This is a genomic window from Vibrio sp. 10N.261.51.F11 (assembly GCF_041471665.1).
In the GTDB taxonomy this organism is placed as follows: Bacteria; Pseudomonadota; Gammaproteobacteria; order Enterobacterales; family Vibrionaceae; genus Vibrio; species Vibrio crassostreae_C.
In genome coordinates, this window is the sequence record NZ_JBFROW010000034.1 from 1 (window position 1) to 23,740 (window position 23,740).

At 44.6% G+C, this 23,740-nt stretch carries 20 protein-coding genes, 1 tRNA gene and 1 riboswitch; of the genes, 17 read left to right on the forward strand and 4 right to left on the reverse strand.

Annotated elements, in window-relative coordinates; all coding sequences use genetic code 11:
* Positions 1–153 precede the first annotated feature (153 nt).
* Positions 154–229: transfer RNA gene (locus AB4351_RS11565), tRNA-Asn, on the reverse strand.
* 508 nt (positions 230–737) lie between these two features.
* Between AB4351_RS11565 and uvrB the strand changes: the two genes are divergently transcribed.
* From uvrB to luxU, 3 genes are all read left to right on the forward strand, one after another.
* Complete coding sequence (gene uvrB, locus AB4351_RS11570; protein ID WP_372126065.1) at positions 738–2,768, forward strand: excinuclease ABC subunit UvrB; 2,031 nt, start codon at positions 738–740, stop codon at positions 2,766–2,768.
* A 302-nt stretch (positions 2,769–3,070) separates the two neighbouring features.
* Entirely contained in the window at positions 3,071–4,459 is a 1,389-nt protein-coding gene (gene luxO / locus AB4351_RS11575) for a quorum-sensing sigma-54 dependent transcriptional regulator LuxO (RefSeq protein WP_004734031.1), read from the forward strand.
* 24 nt (positions 4,460–4,483) lie between these two features.
* Positions 4,484–4,828, forward strand: a complete 345-nt coding sequence (gene luxU / locus AB4351_RS11580; protein WP_372126067.1) for a quorum-sensing phosphorelay protein LuxU — start codon at positions 4,484–4,486, stop codon at positions 4,826–4,828.
* Positions 4,829–4,902: 74 nt separating this feature from the next.
* Here the strand turns inward: luxU and AB4351_RS11585 are convergent, their stop codons facing one another.
* Positions 4,903–5,790, reverse strand: coding sequence for a YvcK family protein (locus AB4351_RS11585; RefSeq protein ID WP_017062178.1), 888 nt, complete (start codon positions 5,788–5,790; stop codon positions 4,903–4,905).
* A 195-nt stretch (positions 5,791–5,985) separates the two neighbouring features.
* A riboswitch (molybdenum cofactor riboswitch) is annotated at positions 5,986–6,138 on the forward strand.
* Between AB4351_RS11585 and moaA the strand changes: the two genes are divergently transcribed.
* The 11 genes from moaA (at position 6,127) to AB4351_RS11640 (ending at position 16,242) form a co-directional block, all read left to right on the forward strand.
* Complete coding sequence (gene moaA / locus AB4351_RS11590) at positions 6,127–7,116, forward strand: GTP 3',8-cyclase MoaA (protein ID WP_009848642.1); 990 nt, start codon at positions 6,127–6,129, stop codon at positions 7,114–7,116. It overlaps the preceding riboswitch by 12 nt.
* Before the next feature lie 86 nt (positions 7,117–7,202).
* Positions 7,203–7,715, forward strand: coding sequence for a molybdenum cofactor biosynthesis protein B (gene moaB, locus AB4351_RS11595; protein WP_372051686.1), 513 nt, complete (start codon positions 7,203–7,205; stop codon positions 7,713–7,715).
* Positions 7,716–7,727: 12 nt separating this feature from the next.
* On the forward strand, positions 7,728–8,207 hold the full coding sequence (gene moaC / locus AB4351_RS11600) for a cyclic pyranopterin monophosphate synthase MoaC (protein ID WP_004734026.1): 480 nt from the start codon (positions 7,728–7,730) through the stop codon (positions 8,205–8,207).
* The gene (gene moaD, locus AB4351_RS11605; RefSeq protein WP_017063465.1) at positions 8,204–8,449 is read left to right on the forward strand and encodes a molybdopterin synthase sulfur carrier subunit; all 246 of its coding nucleotides are present in this window, start codon (positions 8,204–8,206) and stop codon (positions 8,447–8,449) included. The genes moaC and moaD overlap by 4 nt, the downstream gene beginning before the upstream one ends.
* A gap of 2 nt (positions 8,450–8,451) precedes the next feature.
* Positions 8,452–8,907: a molybdopterin synthase catalytic subunit MoaE gene (gene moaE / locus AB4351_RS11610; RefSeq protein ID WP_102332513.1), complete on the forward strand. Its 456-nt coding sequence runs from the start codon at positions 8,452–8,454 to the stop codon at positions 8,905–8,907.
* A 632-nt stretch (positions 8,908–9,539) separates the two neighbouring features.
* Positions 9,540–11,171 carry an ABC transporter substrate-binding protein gene (locus AB4351_RS11615; protein ID WP_372126070.1) on the forward strand — a complete coding sequence of 544 codons (1,632 nt, stop codon included), beginning with the start codon at positions 9,540–9,542 and terminating at the stop codon, positions 11,169–11,171.
* A 114-nt stretch (positions 11,172–11,285) separates the two neighbouring features.
* Positions 11,286–12,206 carry an oligopeptide ABC transporter permease OppB gene (gene oppB, locus AB4351_RS11620; RefSeq protein ID WP_017062174.1) on the forward strand — a complete coding sequence of 307 codons (921 nt, stop codon included), beginning with the start codon at positions 11,286–11,288 and terminating at the stop codon, positions 12,204–12,206.
* Positions 12,207–12,221: 15 nt separating this feature from the next.
* A complete protein-coding gene (gene oppC, locus AB4351_RS11625) occupies positions 12,222–13,124 on the forward strand; it encodes an oligopeptide ABC transporter permease OppC (protein ID WP_017062173.1) in 903 nt (300 codons plus the stop codon).
* A 42-nt stretch (positions 13,125–13,166) separates the two neighbouring features.
* Positions 13,167–14,138 carry an ABC transporter ATP-binding protein gene (locus AB4351_RS11630; protein WP_012603544.1) on the forward strand — a complete coding sequence of 324 codons (972 nt, stop codon included), beginning with the start codon at positions 13,167–13,169 and terminating at the stop codon, positions 14,136–14,138.
* Positions 14,135–15,121, forward strand: a complete 987-nt coding sequence (gene oppF / locus AB4351_RS11635; RefSeq protein ID WP_009848634.1) for a murein tripeptide/oligopeptide ABC transporter ATP binding protein OppF — start codon at positions 14,135–14,137, stop codon at positions 15,119–15,121. Before AB4351_RS11630 ends, oppF begins: the two co-directional genes overlap by 4 nt.
* Positions 15,122–15,303: 182 nt before the next feature.
* Positions 15,304–16,242: a glutathione S-transferase family protein gene (locus tag AB4351_RS11640; RefSeq protein WP_372126073.1), complete on the forward strand. Its 939-nt coding sequence runs from the start codon at positions 15,304–15,306 to the stop codon at positions 16,240–16,242.
* Positions 16,243–16,324: 82 nt separating this feature from the next.
* On the opposite strand, the gene pta is transcribed toward AB4351_RS11640, so the two are convergent.
* Both pta and AB4351_RS11650 read right to left on the reverse strand, forming a co-directional pair.
* A complete protein-coding gene (pta, locus tag AB4351_RS11645; protein WP_017062170.1) occupies positions 16,325–18,490 on the reverse strand; it encodes a phosphate acetyltransferase in 2,166 nt (721 codons plus the stop codon).
* 147 nt (positions 18,491–18,637) lie between these two features.
* The gene (locus AB4351_RS11650) at positions 18,638–19,834 is read right to left on the reverse strand and encodes an acetate kinase (protein WP_010437209.1); all 1,197 of its coding nucleotides are present in this window, start codon (positions 19,832–19,834) and stop codon (positions 18,638–18,640) included.
* Between the two features lie 341 nt (positions 19,835–20,175).
* On the opposite strand from AB4351_RS11650, the gene yfbV reads away from it, so the two are divergent.
* The 3 genes from yfbV (at position 20,176) to AB4351_RS11665 (ending at position 23,614) form a co-directional block, all read left to right on the forward strand.
* On the forward strand, positions 20,176–20,628 hold the full coding sequence (gene yfbV / locus AB4351_RS11655) for a terminus macrodomain insulation protein YfbV (protein ID WP_017062168.1): 453 nt from the start codon (positions 20,176–20,178) through the stop codon (positions 20,626–20,628).
* A 302-nt stretch (positions 20,629–20,930) separates the two neighbouring features.
* Entirely contained in the window at positions 20,931–21,896 is a 966-nt protein-coding gene (locus AB4351_RS11660; RefSeq protein WP_017062167.1) for an ABC transporter substrate-binding protein, read from the forward strand.
* Between the two features lie 251 nt (positions 21,897–22,147).
* Complete coding sequence (locus tag AB4351_RS11665) at positions 22,148–23,614, forward strand: sensor domain-containing diguanylate cyclase (protein ID WP_229647109.1); 1,467 nt, start codon at positions 22,148–22,150, stop codon at positions 23,612–23,614.
* The last annotated feature ends 126 nt before the right edge of the window (positions 23,615–23,740 follow it).

Below are 23,740 nucleotides of genomic sequence, written 5' to 3' on the forward strand. Positions count from 1 at the left end.
TGGGGGTCAGTTCACAATGCGGCTTCTTTAAATTTGGCCCCCTTGTCGAGACTTGAACGCGGGCGGCTAGGTTTGTGACATTAACTTGGAACAAGTTAGTCGCAGTTATATACGAAAAAAGCCCAATCTTTCGATTGAGCTTTTTTCTGAATTTGGCTCCCCTTGCAAGACTTGAACTTGCGACATACGGATTAACAGTCCGCCGTTCTACCAACTGAACTAAAGGGGAATTGCTTGTTAGCGACGCGAATTCTAATAATTGTCCGGGTTTCTGTCAATAAAAAATATCAGAAAAAAGTAAGATAAAAAACTTTACTTTCTTGAACGCCTTATAGGATTTAGCTTTGCTTTAGTTATCCACCAAAATTGTGGATAAGTGTGTGTGTGAAACTTTAACAACAATAATCGGGATAAATCGAAAAATGTAAAAACCTTATCTAACGTAATGTATTTAAAAGATTTATAGCAAAATGTCGCAATTGTATAACTTTTGTAGATTATAAAACGAACAGTAAAACAAGCGGTATTTTTAGGTTTTTTGGGGAAAAGTAGTGGATTAAAATTCGAGTAATTTAGCTGGGGAAACTTTGCAGGGCACGGATAATACCAAGTTCTAAAAATAAAAGCTATAACTGATCTCTGATCTTAAGATGCATTTCTCTAGATAATTGTTGCAACGACACTCCTCCTAGAGTGACAATGACCTGATTAAAAAAACAGTATGGAAATGGCGACCTATGAGTAAACTCTTTGACTTGGTATCGGACTACAGCCCGTCCGGTGATCAGCCGACAGCGATAACCAAATTACTAGACGGATTAGATTCTGGTTTGGCACATCAAACTCTACTAGGGGTAACGGGCTCAGGTAAAACCTTTACCCTTGCCAACGTCATTTCCCAATCTCAAAGACCTGCGATTCTGTTAGCGCCTAACAAGACATTGGCGGCTCAACTTTACGGTGAGATGAAATCTTTCTTTCCAAACAATGCCGTTGAGTATTTCGTTTCTTACTACGATTACTACCAACCTGAAGCCTACGTTCCAACCACGGACACGTTCATCGAGAAAGATGCGTCTGTGAACGCTCATATCGAACAAATGAGGCTTTCGGCAACCAAAGCCTTATTAGAACGAAAAGACGCCATCATTGTGGCTTCTGTGTCGGCTATCTACGGTCTGGGTGATCCTAAGTCTTATTTGAAGATGATGCTTCATTTGAGTCGTGGCGAGGTGATGGATCAGCGAGACATCCTGCGTCGATTGGCTGAGCTGCAATATTCAAGAAACGATGTCGCCTTTGAACGTGGTCAGTTCCGTGTTCGTGGTGAGGTGATTGATATCTTTCCGGCTGAATCTGACCAAGATGCGGTTCGAATTGAGATGTTCGATGACGAAGTGGACTGCATTAGTATTTTTGATCCTCTGACTGGTGCGGTGAAACAAAGAGACTTGCCGCGCTTTACGGTTTATCCAAAAACTCACTATGTAACGCCAAGAGAAAAAATCCTTGAGGCGATTGAGAACATCAAGGACGAACTGCGCGATCGTGCTCAATACTTAAAAGACAACAATAAGCTTTTGGAAGAGCAGCGTATCTCTCAAAGAACTCAGTTTGATATTGAGATGATGACCGAGCTTGGCTTCTGTTCCGGTATCGAAAACTATTCACGATACTTGAGCGGCCGTGCGGAAGGGGAAGCGCCGCCAACGTTATTTGACTACCTGCCTGATGATGGTTTGCTGATCATCGATGAGTCACACGTGACTGTGCCGCAAATTGGTGCGATGTATAAAGGTGACCGTTCTCGTAAAGAAACCTTGGTCGAGTTTGGTTTTAGACTGCCTTCTGCATTGGATAACCGTCCAATGAAGTTTGAAGAATTTGAGTCTATAGCCCCACAAACGATTTTTGTGTCGGCAACACCAGGTAATTACGAGATTGAAAAATCAGATGGCGAGATTGCTGATCAAGTGGTACGTCCTACTGGTCTGTTAGACCCAATCATCGAAGTAAGACCTGTCGCGACGCAGGTGGATGACTTGCTGTCTGAAATCAGAATCCGTTCAGTGAAAGAAGAGCGTGTTTTGGTTACCACGTTGACCAAGAGAATGGCAGAAGACTTAACCGAATACCTAAATGAGCACGGCGTTAAAGTGCGTTACTTGCACTCGGATATCGATACCGTTGAGCGTGTAGAGATCATCCGAGACCTACGTTTGGGCAAGTTCGATGTGTTAGTGGGCATTAACTTACTTCGTGAAGGTTTGGATATGCCTGAAGTGTCGCTGGTGGCGATTCTTGATGCAGATAAAGAGGGCTTCTTGCGTTCTGAGCGTTCTCTGATTCAAACCATTGGTCGTGCTGCTCGTAACTTGGAAGGTCGAGCAATCCTTTATGGTGATTCGATTACTAAGTCGATGAGAAAAGCGATTGATGAAACCGATCGTCGTCGCGAGAAACAGCAAGCCTACAACGAAGAGCAAGGCATCACTCCGCAAGCGTTGAAACGCAATATCAAAGACATTATGGAACTGGGTGATCTAACCAAGTCGAAGCAGCAGCGCCAATCGAAACAAGTTCCACTATCTAAGGTGGCAGAGCCTTCTGAAAGTTATGCAGTACTTACGCCGCAACAGCTTGATAAAGAGATCAGCAAGCTAGAATCTGCGATGTATCAGCATGCTCAGAATCTGGAATTTGAATTGGCCGCACAGAAGCGTGATGAAATTGATCAGTTAAGAAAGCAGTTTATTACCAACAGCTAATCTCACTTTTCGCTCGAGAATTGATCCCCCTCAACACAAGAATTGAGAGTGTTTCAGACAAAAAAACAGCCAGTAGTAAATGTTCTACTGGCTTACGTTTGTGAACAATCGGTCCACTAACAACGTCAGTTGGCTAGGTGACCCGAAGGTCATTTATACCGTTGCATCGTTCGTGCCAGATAGATAAAACATTGATTGTTTGAAGCAAGTAAAAAAACACACTACAAATACTGTGGCTAATTTGCATAATGCAAAGCGGAATGCGACTATAATAAGAAATGCAAATTATAAATGGCTAGGATATGCAATCAAAAACGCTAGATAACAAATCGAAGTATTTGTTGATGGTAGAGGATACCGCTTCGGTAGCAGCTTTATATCGCTCGTATCTTACACCGCTCGAAATTGATATCAACATTGTCGGCACTGGCCGCGATGCAATCGAGAGTTTGAATCATCGAATCCCAGACCTTATTTTATTAGATCTACGTCTGCCTGATATGACGGGTATGGACGTACTATTTGCTGTAAAACAAAAATACCCTGAAGTTCCAGTTATCTTCATGACGGCTCACGGCTCTATCGATACCGCTGTAGAAGCGATGCGTCATGGCTCTCAAGATTTCCTTATCAAACCGTGTGAAGCCGACCGACTCCGTATTACGGTGAATAATGCGATCCGCAAAGCCACCAAACTTAAAAATAGCTCGGAACACCCGGGAAACCAGAACTACCAAGGTTTTATCGGCAGCAGCCAAACCATGCAGCAGGTTTACCGAACTATCGATTCTGCTGCATCGAGTAAGGCGAGCATTTTCATTACTGGTGAAAGTGGTACCGGTAAAGAGGTATGTGCAGAAGCCATTCATGCGGCGAGTAAGCGTGGCGATAAGCCGTTCATCGCGATTAACTGTGCCGCTATCCCTAAAGACCTGATTGAAAGTGAGCTGTTTGGCCACGTTAAAGGTGCCTTTACCGGTGCTGCGACCGATCGCCAAGGTGCTGCTGAGCTTGCTGATGGTGGAACACTGTTCCTTGATGAACTGTGCGAAATGGACTTAGAGCTGCAAACCAAGCTGCTGCGCTTTATCCAAACCGGTACTTTCCAAAAAGTCGGCTCTTCGAAGATGAAGAGTGTCGACGTTCGTTTTGTGTGTGCGACCAACCGTGACCCTTGGAAAGAAGTACAAGAAGGTCGCTTTAGAGAAGATTTATACTATCGTTTATACGTGATTCCATTGCACTTGCCGCCATTGCGTGAGCGTGGTGAAGATGTCATCGAGATCGCGTATTCTCTGCTAGGCTATATGTCGGTCGAGGAGGGGAAGGCGTTTGTACGTTTTGCTCAGGAAGTACTTGATCGCTTTAATCAATATGAGTGGCCGGGTAACGTTCGTCAGCTACAAAACGTGTTGCGGAACGTGGTGGTTTTGAATAACGGCAAAGAGATTACTCTCAACATGCTTCCACCACCGTTGAACCAACCGATTGAAAACAGTCTGCGATTGAAAGAGAAGCAGAATGAAGACATCACGGTAAAAGATATTTTCCCATTGTGGATCACTGAGAAAACGGCTATCGAGCAGGCCATTAAAGCGTGTGATGGCAACATCCCTCGTGCGGCAGGTTTCTTAGATGTCAGTCCATCGACGATATACCGTAAGTTGCAAACGTGGAATGCGAAGCAGTAATCAACAAACAATAAGAAAATAATAATGACGAAAGTATTAAATCAGCAAAAAGTTGATGAGCTTGGCGGCGAAATAGGCCAAGAGAATGTCCCGGTTTTACTGGAAATCTTTTTAGGTGAGTTGAAAGGCTACTACGAACACCTAGAGATAAATAAAGAGTCGGATACCTCTAAGTACTTGGCTGATATCAGTCATGCGCTTAAGAGCAGCGCAGCAAGCTTTGGTGCGGATTCTTTGTGTAGTTTTGCGATTAGCTTAGACGCAAAAGTGAAGCAAGCGTTGCCTGTAACCGAGATTGATTTTCAAGATATGCAAGACCTCCTGTTATCGACGTACACTGAATATCAGCAGTTGATGACGGACCTTTAAAACAGCGAGTTATTACTGAGATTAAAAAAGGAGCAGCATGCTCCTTTTTTGTTGTTTGTCGCTTGAACCTATGGCTACGCCAACTGGGCTTCAATGGCTTGTTGAAGCTTCACACGGTCGTGTCGCCAATCTCGGTTTGCCGATGCAAGATCTGTGGTCACACAATTCCATTGCACTTCTAGTTCCGGGTGAGGTTCATTGCCTAACACGATGTCTATTTTCCTTGCCTTACAGGTACGTTCACACCACTCCAATTGCTCTTGAAGCGTCATTTTCCCTGCGGGACCGTGCTCTGGTGAAAGGTTTTCAACGAAGATAACTTTTGCCTTGGTGTTCTCAGAGATTGCTTTGCCAATCTCTGGAAGGAGAAGAGGGGGCATCACACTGGTTAAAAAGCTTCCAGGGCCAAGGACAATGCAGTCTGCTTGCTCAACGGCAGCAACGGCTTCTTTGGTTGCTGGCACTTCTGGAGACAAGTCCATCATGCGCAGCTTTTCCGTCATGTCATCAACGTTGGTTTCGCCGGTAACCCAGCGGCCGTCCATTGATAGAGCCGTGAGGTCTGAAGGATGCTCAGTCATCGGCACGATATTGACATCGACCTTGAGCATATTTCGAATCAGGTTAATTGCTTCCAATGGGCGAACGGAAAGGTTGTCTAACGCCGTCAGCATTAGGTTACCCAAGTTATGACCGTCTAGCTCACCTTGACCACGAAAGCGGTATTCGAACATCATCGAACTGATTGAAGGCTCTGTGATTAATTGGTTGATACAGTTGCGTGTATCTCCCCATGCGATGCCACCTTGGCAATCTCTAATACGTCCGGTGGAACCGCCGTTATCTGTCGTTGCAACAATGCCAGTTGCGTTGTTACCAAAGTCTTTTAATGCAGCTAACATGCGACCTAAGCCATGGCCACCGCCGATTGCTACGACTTTCTTTGAAGAGTAAATATTCATTTATTGTTCTTGTTAGGTTATTACCAACTATAATTTAGGTTAAATGCTTCTCGCTATATACTCAACAAGAGTTATTTTGAGCGTTTGATACGTTTTTTTTTGCCGATGTGACCCGTTTTTTACCATCAGAGCTAGATTCACGTACAAATATTAAGTATTTTATTACTCAGCTACTGCGCGTGTGAATATAACGCTCAGTTGCCATAACTCCGAGCTCTCGCATGCTAAGTCGCACAGTGGTATTTGCTGTACCGATACGCATTAAGAGCCAGTGACATGTTGTCACAAGGGCTTAATTGGAAATGATTATGCCTCCCGTGTTTGGAAAGGTGTTCCGTGGCGCAACAATTTGAAGATAGATTCCATCGCAAGTTTTATTACTTGCGCTTGTCGGTTACAGACGTCTGTAACTTTAAATGTACTTACTGCTTGCCAGATGGTTACAAACCGTCAGGGCAAAAAAACTCGTCTTTTTTAAGTGTTCCCGAGATCAAACGCGTTGTTAAAGCGTTTGCAGATTGTGGTACCTCAAAGATCCGCATTACAGGCGGAGAGCCGAGTCTGCGTAAAGACTTTCCTGAAATCATACATACCGTTGCTTCTACTCCAGGCATCGAAAAAGTAGCCACCACAACGAATGGCTACCGCATGGAGAAACAAGTAGGGCAATGGCGTGATGCTGGTTTAACCCATATAAACGTGAGCGTGGATAGTTTAGATTCGCGCATGTTCCATCAGATCACTGGTGAGAATAAGTTTACTGAGGTTATGCGAGGCATTGATAAAGCGTTTGAGGTTGGCTTTGAACAAGTCAAAGTCAACGTCGTATTAATGAAAGACCTCAATAGTCAGGAATTACCAGCCTTCCTTAATTGGATCAAAGACAAACCTATTCAATTACGTTTTATCGAGCTGATGAAAACCGGCGAGATGGACGAGTTGTTCGATAAACATCATGTGTCTGGCGTTGCGATTCGCAACCAGCTTATTGCTAATGGTTGGCTGTTAAAAGTCAAAGCCGTTAACGATGGCCCGGCGCAAGTGTTTGTCCACCCAGACTACAAGGGTGAAATCGGTTTGATCATGCCTTACGAGAAAGACTTTTGTGAGAGTTGTAACCGACTGCGCGTTTCTGCGACCGGTAAACTTCACTTATGTCTGTTTGGCGACCATGGTGTTGAACTGAGAGATCTGATTCAAGAAGATCAACAAGAGCAAGAACTCATTGATCGAATTCAGGCTCAGCTTCAAACCAAGTCCGTTAGCCACTTCTTACACGATGGCAACAGCGGCATGACTCCAAACTTGGCGTCAATCGGCGGTTAACCCGCTACACACTCTAAAGCATTTTATCGCTCAGCTTCTTCAGGCTGGGCGAATCAGTCTAATGAAAAATTTATATAGGTGAACAAATGGGTCACGCAGAAAGCAAATTCCAAGCAGCAAACATCGCAGTACTAACGGTTTCAGATACTCGTACAGAAGAAAACGACACTTCAGGCGGTTACCTAGCAGAGCATGCTAAAGAAGCGGGTCACAACGTGGTTGATAAGCAAATCGTTATTGATGACATGTACAAGATCCGTGCGATCGTATCTAAATGGATCGCTGATGAAAGCGTACAAGCTATCATGATCACGGGTGGTACTGGTTTCACTTCTCGTGACAGCACGCCTGAAGCGCTTAAGCCACTGTTCGACAAAGAAGTAGAAGGCTTTGGTGAGCTATTCCGTCAAGTATCTTACGAAGAGATCGGTACTTCGACAATTCAATCTCGTGCGATTGCGGGTTTTGCTAACCACACGGTTATCTTTGCGATGCCAGGTTCTACAGGCGCTTGCCGCACCGGTTGGACTAAGATCATCAAGCAACAGCTGGATGCTAGCCACCGTCCTTGTAACTTCATGCCACACCTTTCTGTATAAGGCGGTTTGAGTATGAGCCAATTTACACACATTAACGCGTCTGGCGAAGCAAACATGGTCGATGTATCGGCTAAAGCGGAAACAGTACGTGAAGCGAGAGCGGAAGCCTTCGTTCAAATGTCGGCAGAAACGCTAGAGCTGATTGTCTCTGGTAGCCACCATAAAGGTGATGTTTTCGCAACGGCACGTATTGCGGGTATTCAAGCGGCGAAGAAGACGTGGGATCTGATTCCCCTGTGTCACCCTCTGCTATTAACTAAAGTAGAAGTGCAGCTTGAAGCTATCGAGTCTGAAAACAAGGTTCGCATCGAATCTGTTTGTAAGCTTGCGGGTAAGACGGGCGTAGAGATGGAAGCGCTAACGGCTGCTTCTGTGGCTGCGTTAACGATTTACGATATGTGTAAAGCTGTTCAGAAAGACATTGTTATCGAAAACGTGCGCCTGCTAGAGAAGACAGGTGGTAAATCTGGTCACTTTAAGGTGGAGTCATGATTACAGTACTTTTCTTTGCTCAAACTCGTGAACTTGTTGGTGTGGACAGCGTTGAAGTTGATGCACAATTTAAGACGATTGAAGCGATTCGTAGTCATCTTGTGACACAAGAAGGCAAATGGGATATCGCATTGGAAGAGGGGAAGCTTCTGGCTGCACTTAACCAATCAATCGTACCTCTGACAGCTGAAGTGAAAGACGGCGACGAAGTGGCTTTCTTCCCACCAGTGACTGGAGGCTAAGCATGGATCCAAGAGTATTAGTGACAGCTGAGGACTTCTCGGTAGGCGACGAATACGACTACTTGGCTCAAGGTACAGCTGCCGGAGCGATTGTGACGTTCGTTGGTAAAGTTCGCGACATGAACCTTGGCGACAATGTGATTGGTTTGTCTCTGGAGCACTATCCGGGTATGACAGAAAAATCACTGAGCGAGATCTGTGATCAAGCTGAGGCACGCTGGCCAATCCAAAAGATGCGAGTTATCCATCGTGTTGGTGACCTAGATATCGGTGACCAGATTGTTTACGTTGGTGTATCCAGTGCACACCGCGGTGCGGCCTTTGAAGCCTGTGAGTTTGTGATGGATTTCCTAAAAACCAAAGCGCCGTTTTGGAAGAAGGAACGCACCACTGAAGCAACTCGTTGGGTTGACTCTCGAGACTCAGACGCGAAAGCTGCAGAGCGTTGGGAAAAATAATCACCCAAGGTTACTCACCTTCAGAACGAATATTAAAAGCCGACTATTAAAGTCGGTTTTTTTGTACGTGCTACAAAGCTATTTATAAATAAGTGGTGTATTAATAAATGGTTAATCATTCAAGTTGCATATAAATTCGGTACGTGATTTTGCCTGTCTTGGTGCATTTCTAAATCTGTTTTGGTGCAGTGCATTATGCTGTTTTGTATAAAGTGATAATCCTCACAAATAGTGGAGTCTATTTAGGGGATATGTGATGTGCAATTAGATTTCATGTGGCATTAATGTTAATTTGCTGACCGTGTTCTAGCATAAGATGCTAAAAAAAAGTATCAATACAGATACATCAACACTAAAGGCTGTTTTTTAATTAATCCCTATGTGTAACTCACTATTCATTAGGTTTTTATTAGAGATTTACACTGTTACCTTGAGTAATTCGGAGAATTATCCGATTTTTTGAGACTTGTTTATGGCAAATTACTTCAATGGTTGATAGTGTGTGCCTCAATCTTTGTAAGGTTTTAGATTTTTATGCTTAAAATTTGAGCTAAATAAATCTAAATCACTGCCGTTCAGTGAACCAAGCAAAGAAGTCATGGATGCAATACGAAAAACTTGGAGTTTATTAAATGTACAAGAATAAAATCACTCAGGCCCTTCTTCTAGGTGCTGGTTTGGCAGTGGCTGCCACTTCTACTCTTTCTGTCGCTGCTGAAGTTCCAGCAGGCACAGAACTAGCAAAAGTTCAGGAACTTGTTCGCGGTAACGGTACTGAAGTTGCGACTATCGACCCACACAAATCTCAAGGTGTACCAGAATCTCACGTAATTCGTGATCTTCTAGAAGGTCTAGTGAACCAAGACGGCGAAGGTAATACTATCCCTGGTGTTGCTGAAAGCTGGGAAACGACAGACAACAAAACATTCACTTTCCACCTACGTAAAGATGCAAAATGGTCTAACGGCGATCCTGTAACAGCTGAAGATTTCGTTTACAGCTGGCAACGTGCAGTTGATCCTGCAACGGCTTCTCCATACGCTTGGTACATGGAATATACCAAGATGGCGAATGCGAAGGACATCGTAGCGGGTAAGAAAGACAAGAGTGAGCTAGGCGTTAAAGCTGTAGATGCAAACACGCTTGTTGTTGAATTAGAAACAGCGGTACCATACTTCGTAATGATGATGGGCCACACGACAATGAAGCCAGTACACCAGGCAACTGTTGAAAAATACGGTGACCAGTGGACTAAGCCAGAGCACTTTGTTGGCAACGGTGCATTCTCTGTTGATAAATGGGTTGTTAACGAGCGTCTAGTACTCAAGCGTAACGAACAGTACTGGGACAACGATAAAACAGTTCTTAACAAAGTAACGTTCCTACCAATCGAAAACCAAGTAGCGGAAATGAACCGTTTCCTATCTGGTGAAATCGATTTCACAAACGAACTTCCAACTGAGCACTTCAAGCGTCTTCAAAAAGAGTACGCAGAAGATGTATCTGTAGCGGGTAACCTATGTACTTACTACTACATCTTCAATACGAAGAAAGCACCATTTGATGATGTTCGTGTTCGTCAAGCAATCTCTTACGCGATCGACCGTGATATCGTAACAGGTGCTATCCTAGCGCAAGGTCAAAAACCTGCGTATTTCCTAACGCCTGAAATCACAGCTGGCTTCGATCCTGAGCTACCTGCTTACGGCAAGATGTCTCAGAAAGAGCGTAACGCAGAAGCGGAACGTCTTCTTGAAGAAGCGGGTTACGGTAAAGACAACCCACTTAAATTCAACCTGCTTTACAACACTTCAGAGAACCACAAGAAGATTGCTGTAGCGCTAGGTTCTATGTGGAAGAAAACACTGGGTCTTTCTGTAACACTTGAGAACCAAGAGTGGAAAACGTACCTATCTTCTAAAGATTCTGGTGACTTCGAAGTAGCACGTGCTGGTTGGTGTGGTGACTACAATGAAGCGTCTTCGTTCCTAACGCTAATGAAGAGTAACAACACTACCGGTGGTGTTCACTACGACAGCGCGGCTTACGACCAGATCATCGATAAAGCACTTAACTCAACTTCAGAAGAAGAGCGTAAAGCACTTTACCTAGAAGCTGAGGCGCTAATGGCAAACGACATGCCAATCGCTCCTATCTACCAATACGTTAAATCTCGTCTACTTAACCCGCATGTTGGTGGTTTCCCAATCAACAACGCGGAAGACAAGATCTTCTCGAAAGACCTATACATCAAAGCTCAATAATAAGCTTCGATTCTAAAAAGTTAATATAACTATAACGATACAGGCACTACATGCGCAGGGCGCGCATGTAGCGTCTTTCTAATTTTAATTGTCACAGACTGAAAGAGTGAGTTTATGCTTAAATTCATTATGAAACGGATATTTGAAGCGATTCCAACCATGTTGGTGTTGATCACTATATCTTTCTTTCTCATGCGTTTCGCACCGGGTAACCCGTTTTCAAGCGAACGTCCATTACCGCCAGAAGTTATGGCTAACATCGAAGCTAAATACGGCTTAGATAAACCAGTATTTGAACAATACACCACGTATTTGACAAATATCTTACAAGGTGACTTCGGCCCCTCGTTTAAGTACCAAGATTACACAGTAAATGAGCTGATCGCGGTTGCACTTCCAGTATCTGCGAAGGTAGGTTTCGTTGCCTTTATCTTCACACTATTGATGGGGGTCACTGTCGGGACGATTGCTGCCTTGAAGCACAACACCTGGGTCGACTACACCATAATGTCGACCGCCATGCTCGGGGTGGTAATGCCATCTTTCGTGTTGGCACCGGCGCTTATTTACCTTTTCTCCCTGCACTGGAACATATTCCCAGCAGGTGGTTGGCATGGCGGTACATTCATGTACATCGTGCTGCCTGTTATCGCGATGTCTCTTCTTTACGTAGCAACCTTTGCTCGTATTACTCGCGGTAGCATGATTGAAACGCTAAACAGTAACTTTATCCGAACTGCGCGTGCAAAAGGTCTAAGCTACCGTTATATCATTCTAAAACATGCACTTAAGCCAGCAATGCTACCTGTTGTTTCTTACATGGGACCTGCGTTCGTAGGTATCATCACAGGTTCAGTTGTTGTTGAAACCATCTTCGGCCTACCAGGTATCGGTAAGCTGTTTGTTAACGCCGCGTTTAACCGTGACTACTCGCTAGTAATGGGTGTAACCATCTTGATTGGTTTCCTATTCATCTTGTTCAACGCAATCGTTGATATTTTGCTAGCGCTTATTGACCCGAAAATTCGCTACTAACAGGGACGCATGGTTATGTTGAAGAAAAAAGAAAATTTAGAAGCGATCGAAAAGTTCTCTGAGAGCTTAGAGATTGAAGGTCGTAGTTTGTGGCAGGACGCGCGCATTCGTTTCATGCGAAACAAAGCTGCGATGGTGAGTCTGTTCATTCTTACGCTTATGGTACTGGCAGTTATCTTCTTACCAATGCTGGCTCAGTACACTTATGATGATACTGACTGGTACGCAATGCACGTTGGTCCGAATGCGGATCACTGGTTTGGTACAGATAGCTTAGGTCGTGATTTGTACGTTCGTACTCTTGTCGGTGGCCGCATCTCATTGATGGTTGGTGTGATGGGTGCCTTCGTAGCGGTACTGATTGGTACGCTTTACGGTGCAGCTTCAGGCTTCATCGGCGGTCGTACTGACCGAGTGATGATGCGTATCCTAGAGATCTTGTACGCAGTACCATTCATGTTCCTAGTAATCGTACTGGTAACGTTCTTTGGTCGTAACATCGTCCTAATCTTCGTTGCTATTGGTGCGATTGCTTGGCTAGATATGGCGCGTATTGTACGTGGTCAAACGTTGAGCCTACGTAGTAAAGAGTTCATTGAAGCTGCACACGTATGTGGTGTAAGCAAATGGAAGATCATTACACGTCACATCGTACCGAACGTACTGGGTATCGTAGCGGTTTATTCTACGCTGCTTATTCCAAGCATGATCCTTACAGAATCATTCTTATCTTTCCTTGGTCTTGGTGTTCAAGAGCCTATGACAAGCTGGGGCGCATTGCTTCAAGAAGGTTCGCAAACAATGGAAGTTGCAATCTGGCAATTGACATTCCCTGCGGCATTCATGGTAGTTACGCTGTTCTGCTTTAACTACGTAGGTGATGGTCTGCGCGACGCGCTTGATCCAAAAGACAGATAACGAAATAGCAATTAAAAGCTATAAAAGATTAAGGAAGCAATAATGAGCTTATTAGATGTCAAAGATCTGCGCGTTGAATTTACCACGCAAGATGGTATCGTAACCGCAGTAAACGACTTGAACTTCTCACTTAACCAAGGCGAAACGCTAGGTATTGTTGGTGAGTCGGGTTCAGGTAAATCACAAACGGTATTTGCACTGATGGGGCTGCTGGCTAAGAACGGCATCATCTCAGGCAGTGCAAAGTTTGAAGGCAATGAAATTCTCAACCTGCCTGAAAAAGCACTGAACAAGGTTCGTGCTGAACAAATCGCGATGATCTTCCAAGATCCAATGACCTCACTGAACCCTTACATGAAAGTAAGTGATCAGCTGATGGAAGTACTTATGCTGCATAAAGGCATGGGTAAAGCAGAAGCGTTTGAAGAATCAGTACGCATGCTGGAAGCGGTGAAAATTCCTGAAGCTCGTAAACGTATTACCATGTATCCGCACGAATTTTCGGGCGGTATGCGTCAGCGTGTGATGATCGCAATGGCACTGCTGTGTCGTCCTAAATTGCTTATCGCTGATGAACCAACAACGGCACTGGATGTAACCATTCAAGCGCAAATCATGGAATTGCTGAACGAACTTAAAGATGAGTTCAATACGGCAATCATCATGATCACCCATGACTTGGGTGTTGTTGCTGGCTCATGTGACAAAGTACTTGTGATGTACGCGGGTCGTACAATGGAATACGGCACGGTTGATGAAATCTTCTACGAGCCAAGCCACCCATATGCGGAAGGCCTGCTTAAAGCGATTCCTCGTTTGGATACCGAAGGTGAAATTCTACCGACGATTCCAGGTAACCCACCTAACTTACTTCGCCTACCAACAGGTTGTCCTTACCAAGACCGTTGTCACCGTGTAATGGACCGTTGTAAGCAAGAAGCACCGATTTTGCAGCCATTTGCTAAAGACCGTCAGCGTGCTTGTTTTTCAGATTGGGAGACTTGGACAAAATGAGTAAAGAATTACTATTAGATATTAAAGACCTGAAAGTTCACTTTAGCATTGCAGCTAAGTCTGCTTGGCCTTGGGCAAAACCATCAAACCTTAAAGCGGTTGATGGGGTTGATGTTCACCTTTACGAAGGCGAAACGCTTGGTGTAGTAGGTGAGTCTGGTTGTGGTAAGTCGACTTTTGCCCGTGCGATTATCGGCTTGGTTGAAGCGACTGAAGGGCAAGTGATGTGGTTAGGTCAAGACCTAACTAAGATGCAGGAAGTGAAGCGTCGTGAGACTCGTAAAGAGATTCAGATGATCTTCCAAGACCCGCTAGCGTCGCTTAACCCACGTATGTCAGTAGGCGATATCATTGCTGAGCCTCTAGAGACTTTCTTTCCTGAACTTTCTAAACAAGAAGTGAAGGACAGAGTTAAAGAGATGATGGCAAAGGTTGGTCTACTACCAAACGTAATCAACCGTTACCCACATGAATTCTCTGGTGGTCAGTGTCAGCGTATTGGTATTGCACGTGCGCTAATCTTGAAACCTAAGATGATCATCTGTGATGAACCTGTTTCTGCACTGGATGTATCTATCCAAGCTCAAGTAGTTAACCTTCTGAAAGAGCTACAGAAAGAACTTGGTTTGTCTTTGGTATTCATCGCGCACGACTTGTCAGTGGTTAAACACATCTCTGACCGTGTATTGGTGATGTACCTAGGTAACGCGGTAGAGCTTGGTGAATCAGATGCCTTATTCTCTGACCCTAAGCACCCGTACACCAAAGCGTTGATGTCTGCAGTTCCGATTCCTGACCCTCGTCTAGAGCGCAACAAAACGATTCAGATGTTGGAAGGCGATTTACCTTCACCAATCAATCCACCATCAGGTTGTGTGTTCCGTACGCGTTGCCCACAAGCAACAGAGGCGTGTGCGCAAACTAAGCCAACCATTCAAGGCGATGATGTACACGCAGTATCTTGCTTGCACGTACAAGTCTAGAGCCTATTTAAACCGGTTCAGCCTGTGACAGGCTTAAGCGCAACTTGTTTATGAGTTGCGCTTTTTTTGTGTCTGAACAAGCCTCCTTCAAATAATTCGAACAACTAGGCCAACTTCTTCTAGTTTTGAAAAAGTTGGCTTTTTTTATACTAGAGAAAAGTTAGCATCACAGAGGTTTGGATATGGGCAAATTAGTTGAAGGTGTTTGGCATGATGTGTGGTACGACACGAAAGAAAGCGGTGGTAAGTTTGTTCGTGAAGATGCGGGCTTTCGTCATTGGGTAGAGAACAAACCGGGCGCGCAGTTTGAGCCGGAAAGCGGCCGTTATCACTTATACGTATCGTTAGCTTGCCCTTGGGCGCACCGAACCCTTATCTTCCGCGAGCTGAAAGACCTAACCGATCACATTGACGTGACGGTTGTTTGCCCAGACATGATGAGTGAAGGTTGGCAAATGGGGTTACCTGAACCTCTATTTGGCCATACCCGCATGCACCAAATCTACACCCAAGGCAAACCGGACTATTCAGGTCGAGTCACGGTTCCTGTTTTATGGGATAAGAAAACCAACACCATTGTGAGTAACGAGTCGTCTGAAATCATTCGCATGTTTAACTCAGAGTTTAACGAGCTAACGGGTAACACCGATGATTACTACCCGTGGGAGTTGTCCAAGAAGATTGATGAGTGGAATGATTATATCTACCCAAACATCAACAACGGCGTATACCGAACCGGCTTTGCGACAACACAAGAAGCCTACGAAGAAGCGTATGACGCCTTGTTTGAAGCCTTAGACAAAGTAGATGCGCACCTTAGCGAACATCGCTATTTGGCGGGTAACGAGATTACAGAAGCGGATTGGCGCTTGTTTACCACTCTGGTTCGATTTGATGCGGTTTATGTGGGTCACTTCAAGTGTAACAAGCAACGAATTGCGGATTACAAATATATCCAAGGTTATCTAAAAGAGCTCTATCAAATAGAGGGTATTAAAGAGACTACGGATTTCTACCACATCAAGCGCCACTACTATTACAGCCACACTGGTATCAACCCGACTCAAGTGGTGCCTAAAGGGCCTGATCTGGATTTAGATTCGCCTCACGGACGTGGTTAGAATCATTAATTAATCCGCTTTTCTTCAGGCGTAAAAAAACCCTAGATAAACATCTAGGGTTTTTGCTTTCTGAAAAAGAAAATTAGTTAACTACTTTTTCTTCAGCTTGTGCAGCTTGGTCTGCTTGGATAGCCGTTAGAGCTACTGTGTAAACGATGTCGTCTACTAGAGCGCCACGAGACAAGTCATTTACTGGCTTGCGCATACCTTGAAGCATTGGACCGATAGATACTAGATCTGCTGAACGTTGTACCGCTTTGTAAGTCGTGTTACCAGTGTTTAGGTCTGGGAATACGAATACAGTCGCTTTACCAGCTACAGGAGAGTTCGGTGCTTTAGAAGCAGCAACGTTTTCCATGATAGCAGCATCGTATTGTAGAGGACCGTCGATCACTAGATCTGGACGTTTCTCTTGAGCAAGCTTCGTCGCTTCACGTACTTTATCTACGTCTGCACCCTTACCAGATTCACCAGTAGAGTAAGAGATCATAGCAACGCGTGGGTCGATACCGAATGCCGCAGCAGAATCTGCAGATTGGATAGCGATTTCAGCAAGCTGTTCAGCTGTTGGATCTGGGTTGATCGCACAGTCACCGTATACAAGAACTTGATCAGGCAGAAGCATGAAGAAGATCGAAGATACGATAGAAGCATCAGGAGCAGTCTTGATGATCTGGAACGGAGGAACGATAGTGTTCGCCGTTGTGTGAACAGCACCAGAAACTAGGCCGTCAACTTCGCCAGCTTCAAGCATCATAGTACCTAGGAATACTGAATCTTCTAGCTTCTCACGAGCAACAACTTCAGTCATACCTTTAGCGCCACGAAGTTCTACTAGACGAGCTACGTAGTTTTCGCGAACTGATGCAGAATCGATGATCTCAACGCCAGCGCCAAGCTCAACACCTTGCTGCGCTGCAACGCGACGGATTTCTTCAGGGTTACCTAGAAGTACACACGTTGCGATACCGCGCTCAGCACAGATAGCCGCAGCTTTAACTGTACGTGGCTCATCACCTTCAGGAAGAACGATGCGCTTAGCCGCTTTACGAGCAAATTCAGTTAGCTGGTAACGGAATGCTGGTGGGCTTAGACGACGGATGCCTTGAGTACCTTCAGATAGAGAATCAATCCAAGGGCCATCAATGTGGCTTGCAACGTGATCGTTAACGAACTCGATACGCTCTTTATCGTCTGCAGGAACTTCTAGGTTGAAGCTCTGTAGGTTTAGAGATGTCTGCCAAGTGTTACCTTGAGCCTTGAAGATCGGTAGACCTGAAGCGAATGCTGGTGCACAAAGGTTAGCAATGCTTTCTGGAATGTCGTAACCGCCAGTAAGCAGGATTGCGCCAATCTCAACACCGTTTTTCGCAGCAAGAGCCGCAGCAACGATAACGTCAGGACGGTCTGCAGAAGTTACTAGCAGTGAGCCTGGTTTGAAGTGCTCAATCATGTGCGGTAGAGAACGTGCACAGAAAGTGATGCTCTTAATACGACGAGTTGAGATTTCACCTTCGTTAACGATTTCAGCGTTAAGGTGCTTAGCCATATCAACCGCACGAGTTGCGATTAGATCGATGCTCCATGGCACGCAGCCAAGAACACGGATAGGGCTAGAGTTGAAGATTTGCATTACTTCAAGGTTCGCTTGCTGAGCGCTGTCTGCATCATCAAAGATTTCAGATAGGTCAGGGCGAGTACGGCCAGCCTCATCAACAGGAGCGTTAAGCTTGTTGATGATTACGCCTTTGATGTTTTTGTTCTTAGTACCGCCGAAGTTAGAACATGCTACTTCTATACGCTCTTTAAGCTGCGTAGGGTTGTCAGTACCAGGAGTCGCAACGAATACGATCTCCGCGCCAAGTGTTTTTGCGATTTCCGCGTTCACTTGGTTAGCAAATGGGTGCTTACGAGTAGGTACTAGACCTTCGATTAGCGTTACTTCTGCGTCTTTGTTGATCTTGTTGTATTGCTCAACAACTGACTCAAGAAGCTCGTCCATTTTTTCACTACCGATCAAAGCTTCAGCTTTAGTCATTGCGATTGGCTCACCAATCTTAATGTCGCTGTTTGCGCTGATGATAGTAGACGTTAGATCTGGTTGGTTACCACCGCTACGAGGCTGAGCGATTGGCTTGTAGAAAGAAACACTTACGCCTTTACGCTCCATAGCGCGAAGAACACCCATGCTAACACTAGTAAGACCAACACCAGCGCTTGTAGGGATAAGCATAATAGTACGGGACATTGACGAACACCTTTAACTATTGGAAATAAAAAAAGCTCAACTGCTATTCCCACCGATATTAAAATTGGGGTAGGAATAGAAGTTGAGCCCCATTTTCTTGATATGAAAAACTGACTAGCTTCGAGTGAAGCTAGTCAGGAAAATCAATTAAAGACCTGCTAGTTTCGCAGTGTCTTCAGCAATTACTAGCTCTTCGTTAGTAGAGATAACCATTGCAGGGATACGGCTGTTAGCTGTAGTGATAGTACCTTCGCCGCCGAAACGAGCTTTAAGGTTAGCTTCACCGTCAACTTCGATGCCGAAGATGCCTAGGCGGTTAAGAACCATTTCACGGATTGGGCCAGAGTTCTCGCCGATACCGCCAGTGAAAGTGATTGCGTCTAGACGACCTTCTAGAGTTGCAGTGTAACCAGCAACGTACTTAGCTAGACGGTGACAGAACACGTCCATTGCACGAGTTGCTTCTTCTTTCTCACCGTAGTTGTCTTCAACGAAACGACAGTCAGAAGTCACTTCAGTTAGACCAGCAAGACCAGACTCTTTAGTCAGCATGTTGTTGATTTCTTCAACAGAGTAACCAAGAGCATCGTGTAGGTGGAAGATAATCGCAGGATCTAGGTCACCACAACGAGTACCCATTACAAGACCTTCAAGAGGAGTAAGACCCATAGAAGTGTCTACAGATTGACCGTTCTTGATTGCACATACAGAAGCACCGTTACCTAGGTGACAGTTGATGATGTTAACTTCTTCAACTGGCTTGTTTAGTAGGCCTGCAACTTCACGAGTGATGAATAGGTGAGAAGTACCGTGCATGCCGTAACGACGGATGCCGTGCTCTTTGTACAGGTTGTACGGCAGAGCGTATAGGTAAGACTCAGAAGGCATTGTTTGGTGGAATGCAGTGTCAAAAACAGCAACGTTTTTAAGGCCTGGGAAGTTTTGTTGAGCCGCTTCAATACCGATAAGATGAGCTGGGTTGTGAAGAGGTGCGAAAGTCGCAGCGTCTTGAATACCCTTAAGCACTTCATCAGTGATAAGTGCAGAAGAAGTGAACTGCTCGCCACCGTGTACGATACGGTGACCGATAGCGCCAAGGTTAGCTTTAAGCTCAGGCTTAGAAGCAAGAATAGTTTCTACCATGAAAGATAGTGCTTCTACGTGAGCTGCGCCCGCGCCTAGTTGTGCTTCATGCTTGCCATCAAGTTTCCACTTCATACGAGCTTCTGGAAGACCTAGACACTCAGCAAGACCAGTTAGGTGCTCTGCACCTGTTTCTGCATCAACAACAGCGAATTTAAGAGAAGAACTACCACAGTTTAAAACTAAAACTAGCTTAGACATTAATGACTACCTGTTTATTTTTCTGATCGAAATCAGTTAAGGATGAAAATTAATCTCAAGAATAGTCGAAGCACATAGGCTTGCGTACTAACCTTGGTCAAAAAAACGTTAATTTCCGTATAAAGTGAAAGCGCTCTTTATCAAAAAGAGGCTTGTGCATTCCTTGCAGAAGTCTTCTCAAAGTTGCTTAAATTGTAAATAAGGGCAACAATGAGATTGAGGTCTGCAAATAATAGCGATATTGTGCAAATATAACAAAAAAATTTGAAAGAATATTATTTTTCGTCAAATTTTTGTGTTTTTAGTTGATGATTTCAACTTTTTTTTAATGGGAGACTCATATGAGCAATAGAGTTGGTTTAGCTAGTAGTTTAAAAGATGGCCAAAAGTACATGGATCTCTGGCCCGTCCGAAAAGAGTTAAACGCGATCTTCCCAGAACAACGCATTATTAAAGCGACCCGTTTTGGCGTGAAAGTGATGCCTGCGATTGCCGCTATCAGTGTTCTTACACAAATGGTCTTTAATAATTACCAAGCGATGCCACAGGCTGTGGTTATGGCTTTGTTTGCGATCAGCTTGCCGCTACAAGGTATGTGGTGGTTGGGCAATCGCTCAAATACACAACTTCCGCCGGCGCTAGTATCGTGGTACCGCGAACTGCATGAAAAGATCACTGAAACGGGTTTTGCGTTAGAGCCTATGAAGCCGCGCCCTCGCTATAAAGAATTGGCAATCATTTTAAATCGTGCCTTTCGTCAGTTAGATAAATCCTCAATGGAGCGTTGGTTCTAAAGAATCCCAGCTCTCCCTCTTGTCTGAGAACAACTATTCATCTTCTATAGCTTGTTCTCAGATTTGCTCCTCTTTTTGTTACCTCGCTTACTTTCCGTTTAGCTTACCTGTCCTTATTCACTTGGTTTCTTACCTTCCTCCGAAGTCAATATAACCTTTCTCACATAACTCGAGCCTTGTTGTATTTTTGTTAAATATCACTTCAAGTTATCAATGGTTACTGGTAATAATGTCAATAGTGATTTTGATGTTGTTCTCTTTGAGCGAGTAATGACGGGTAGAGCTTGATTCAGGGAGCGATAATGAGTTCTGTAAGAAAGGTATTGGCAGCGGTTTTAAGTTGCTTGATGTTGCTATGGACTGGCAATGCAATGGCAAACGTTGCCAAAGTGTCGGTTTCACAAGTTGTTGACCATCCAGATCTGAATGCGACACGTTTAGGGCTTCTTGAAGGATTGAGAGCCAATGGTTATGAACCCGGTAAGAACTTAGAATTCTCCTATGAAATGGCGAATGGTAACCCGGCTCAGGCAGCCAAGATTGCCAGAGAGCTCGTCAGTGAAAATCCACATGTACTTGTTGGTATCGCGACACCGACTTCACAAGCCTTAGTGTCGGCGACTCGCTCGATTCCTATCGTGTTTACCGCGGTTACGGATCCTATCGGCGCTAGGCTCGTTAAACAATTAGAAAAGCCGGGGCGTAATGTCACGGGGCTTTCTGACTTATCTCCGATCACTCAGCATGTGTCATTAATCAAAGAACTGCTCCCTGAAGCTAATTCAATCGGTGTAGTTTACAACCCAGCAGAAGCAAATGCCGTTGCGTTAGTTGGGTTATTGAGGAAGGCAACTCGAGATTTCGGTTATACACTTCACACCGAAAAAGCGCTGACTGTTGACGATGTCGAAGCAAAAGCAGAATCCATTGCTAAGAAGTCCGATGTTATCTATGCCTTGACCGATAATACGGTTGCAAGCGGCATGGAGGGTCTTATCAAAGCGGCTAACCATGCAGATACGCCAGTCGTCGCAGGCGCCACATCTTATGTCGGAAAGGGAGCGATTGCTGGTTTAGGTCTAGATTATTATGATGTTGGGGTTCAGACCGCGGATTATGTCGCAGCCATTTTGGAAGGACAGAAGCCCGGGAAGTTGAGTGTCAAAACTGCGCAGAGCTCTCAGCTGGTGGTCAACCTAGATGCTGCTCGTGAGCTTGGCGTGACAGTGCCTCAATCTGTGATTGAGCGTGCGGTCATTAGCCGGTGAATTGAGTTTGGTGTTAGGTGAGCTAATAGGCCATAAGTCATATTATTAACAGCATTGAAATGGGCTCAGATAACAAACTCACCTGCTCTATATGTTGGCGCTTCTCTATTTTATTCATTTGTAAGCGGTTATTTGACCGTTAGGTGTGTCGTTAATATCAATTTACATTATTTTACGTCGAGCGAATTGCCGATTAATGTAATAATATTAATGGGGAAAATGAAAATAGCTGAACGCTAAGAGCACATTATATGAAAGTAAATAGGCACTTTAGCCTAACCTTTGTTTTCGGGTTTCCCGCTGTGATCGCCGCGATGTTACTTGGCCTAATAGGAAAGAATCATTTTGACGCGGTAGAAAAAGATATCAGTAGTGAGTTTCATCGTATTGAAGATGTGTTCAAAAGAACCACAAAAGTGGCGACAGCCCTAGACTACAGCTTCTCCAACTATTATAAATCAGGAAACCCTCTCTTTCTTGATCACAACAAACATGTTGTGGATGGTCTTTGCCAAATCTGGCCTATTGATGTATTGCTACTTGCCGACGGTAAAACCTCAGACATTCCCTCTGTCGATATCGACTATATGCTAATTGGTCAAGAGTCTCTTTGTTCTGAAAGCAGTGATAGTTATAAGAGCGCGTCAGAAAAAATAGCGTTAGCTCCTATTCTTTCATTTTTATCCCAGCTTGATGAATACCATGCCGGCGTGCACTTTATTGATACGAGCGGCTATGTGATCTCTTCACCTGAAGGTTTTGCCAAAGGGCTGAGCAAAGAGTTACTCTCGACCATAAAGAGTCGTCCTTATTGGCAGAAAACAGCCAACAACCCTGACCAACTCACCCTTTCAGGCCCTGGTTATCGTTTTGATTCCCTTGACCGTATAATCAGTATGACGATCCCTGTATTCCATAAAGGCGTTCACCAAGGGATGCTGTCGGTCGATATTAATGCTGACAAGCTGCTCGCAAACTCGAATGAGCATCTTGCAGGTCGGATCGATATCATTGATACCACTTTAGCGACTCCGGTAGATTCTGCGGCGTTTTATCACGAGATCAAACTGGATGGTGTCTCGTCTCACCATGCGATGTATTACAAATTAGACATCGCGAAAGAGGTTGAGCACTTTTTCGTCTACGAGAAAGACAGCCTTATTGTTGCCATCATTGTGTATCTGTTCTCAGTAACCATCTTCTTCTACGTCAATTCCAATATTGAACGTGGTTACTTCAAAGATCTCGCAGCCAAAGACCCTATGACAGGGTTATTGAATCGTCGTGGCTTAGAAGCGTTCTGGCGCAGTGTAGAGCACGATCAACTGTTTGCATTAACCGTCTTCGATATTGATGATTTTAAGTCAATTAACGACACCTACGGCCACGATAAGGGGGATGATGTGATTCGTTATATGTCGCGTCAGATCAGCAACAGTATTCGAAGCAGTGACGTTGCAGCACGGTTTGGCGGTGAAGAGTTTGTCGTTTATATGAAAGGCGAAGATCGTGAAACTTTGATGAGAACATTAGAGCGAGTGAAGAATGCGATTTGTTCCACTTCAGCCGACATTATTCCAAATGGATTTACGGTGTCTGGCGGTGTCTGCATTGTTGAAACTGAGCAAAGTAAACTTAACTTCGATGAGATATTTAAGTACGCCGATGAAAAGCTGTACGTGGCTAAGACGACGGGTAAAGACCGTCTTGAATTTTAACCACGTTATTGAATCGATGCTTTGTATGAAAATGAAAATGAAAATGAAAATGAAAGAGGGAAGAGCGAACGTGTCTACCAAGCAAAGCTTATTTGCACCGGTAAACACGTTTGTAGCGTTGGGTAT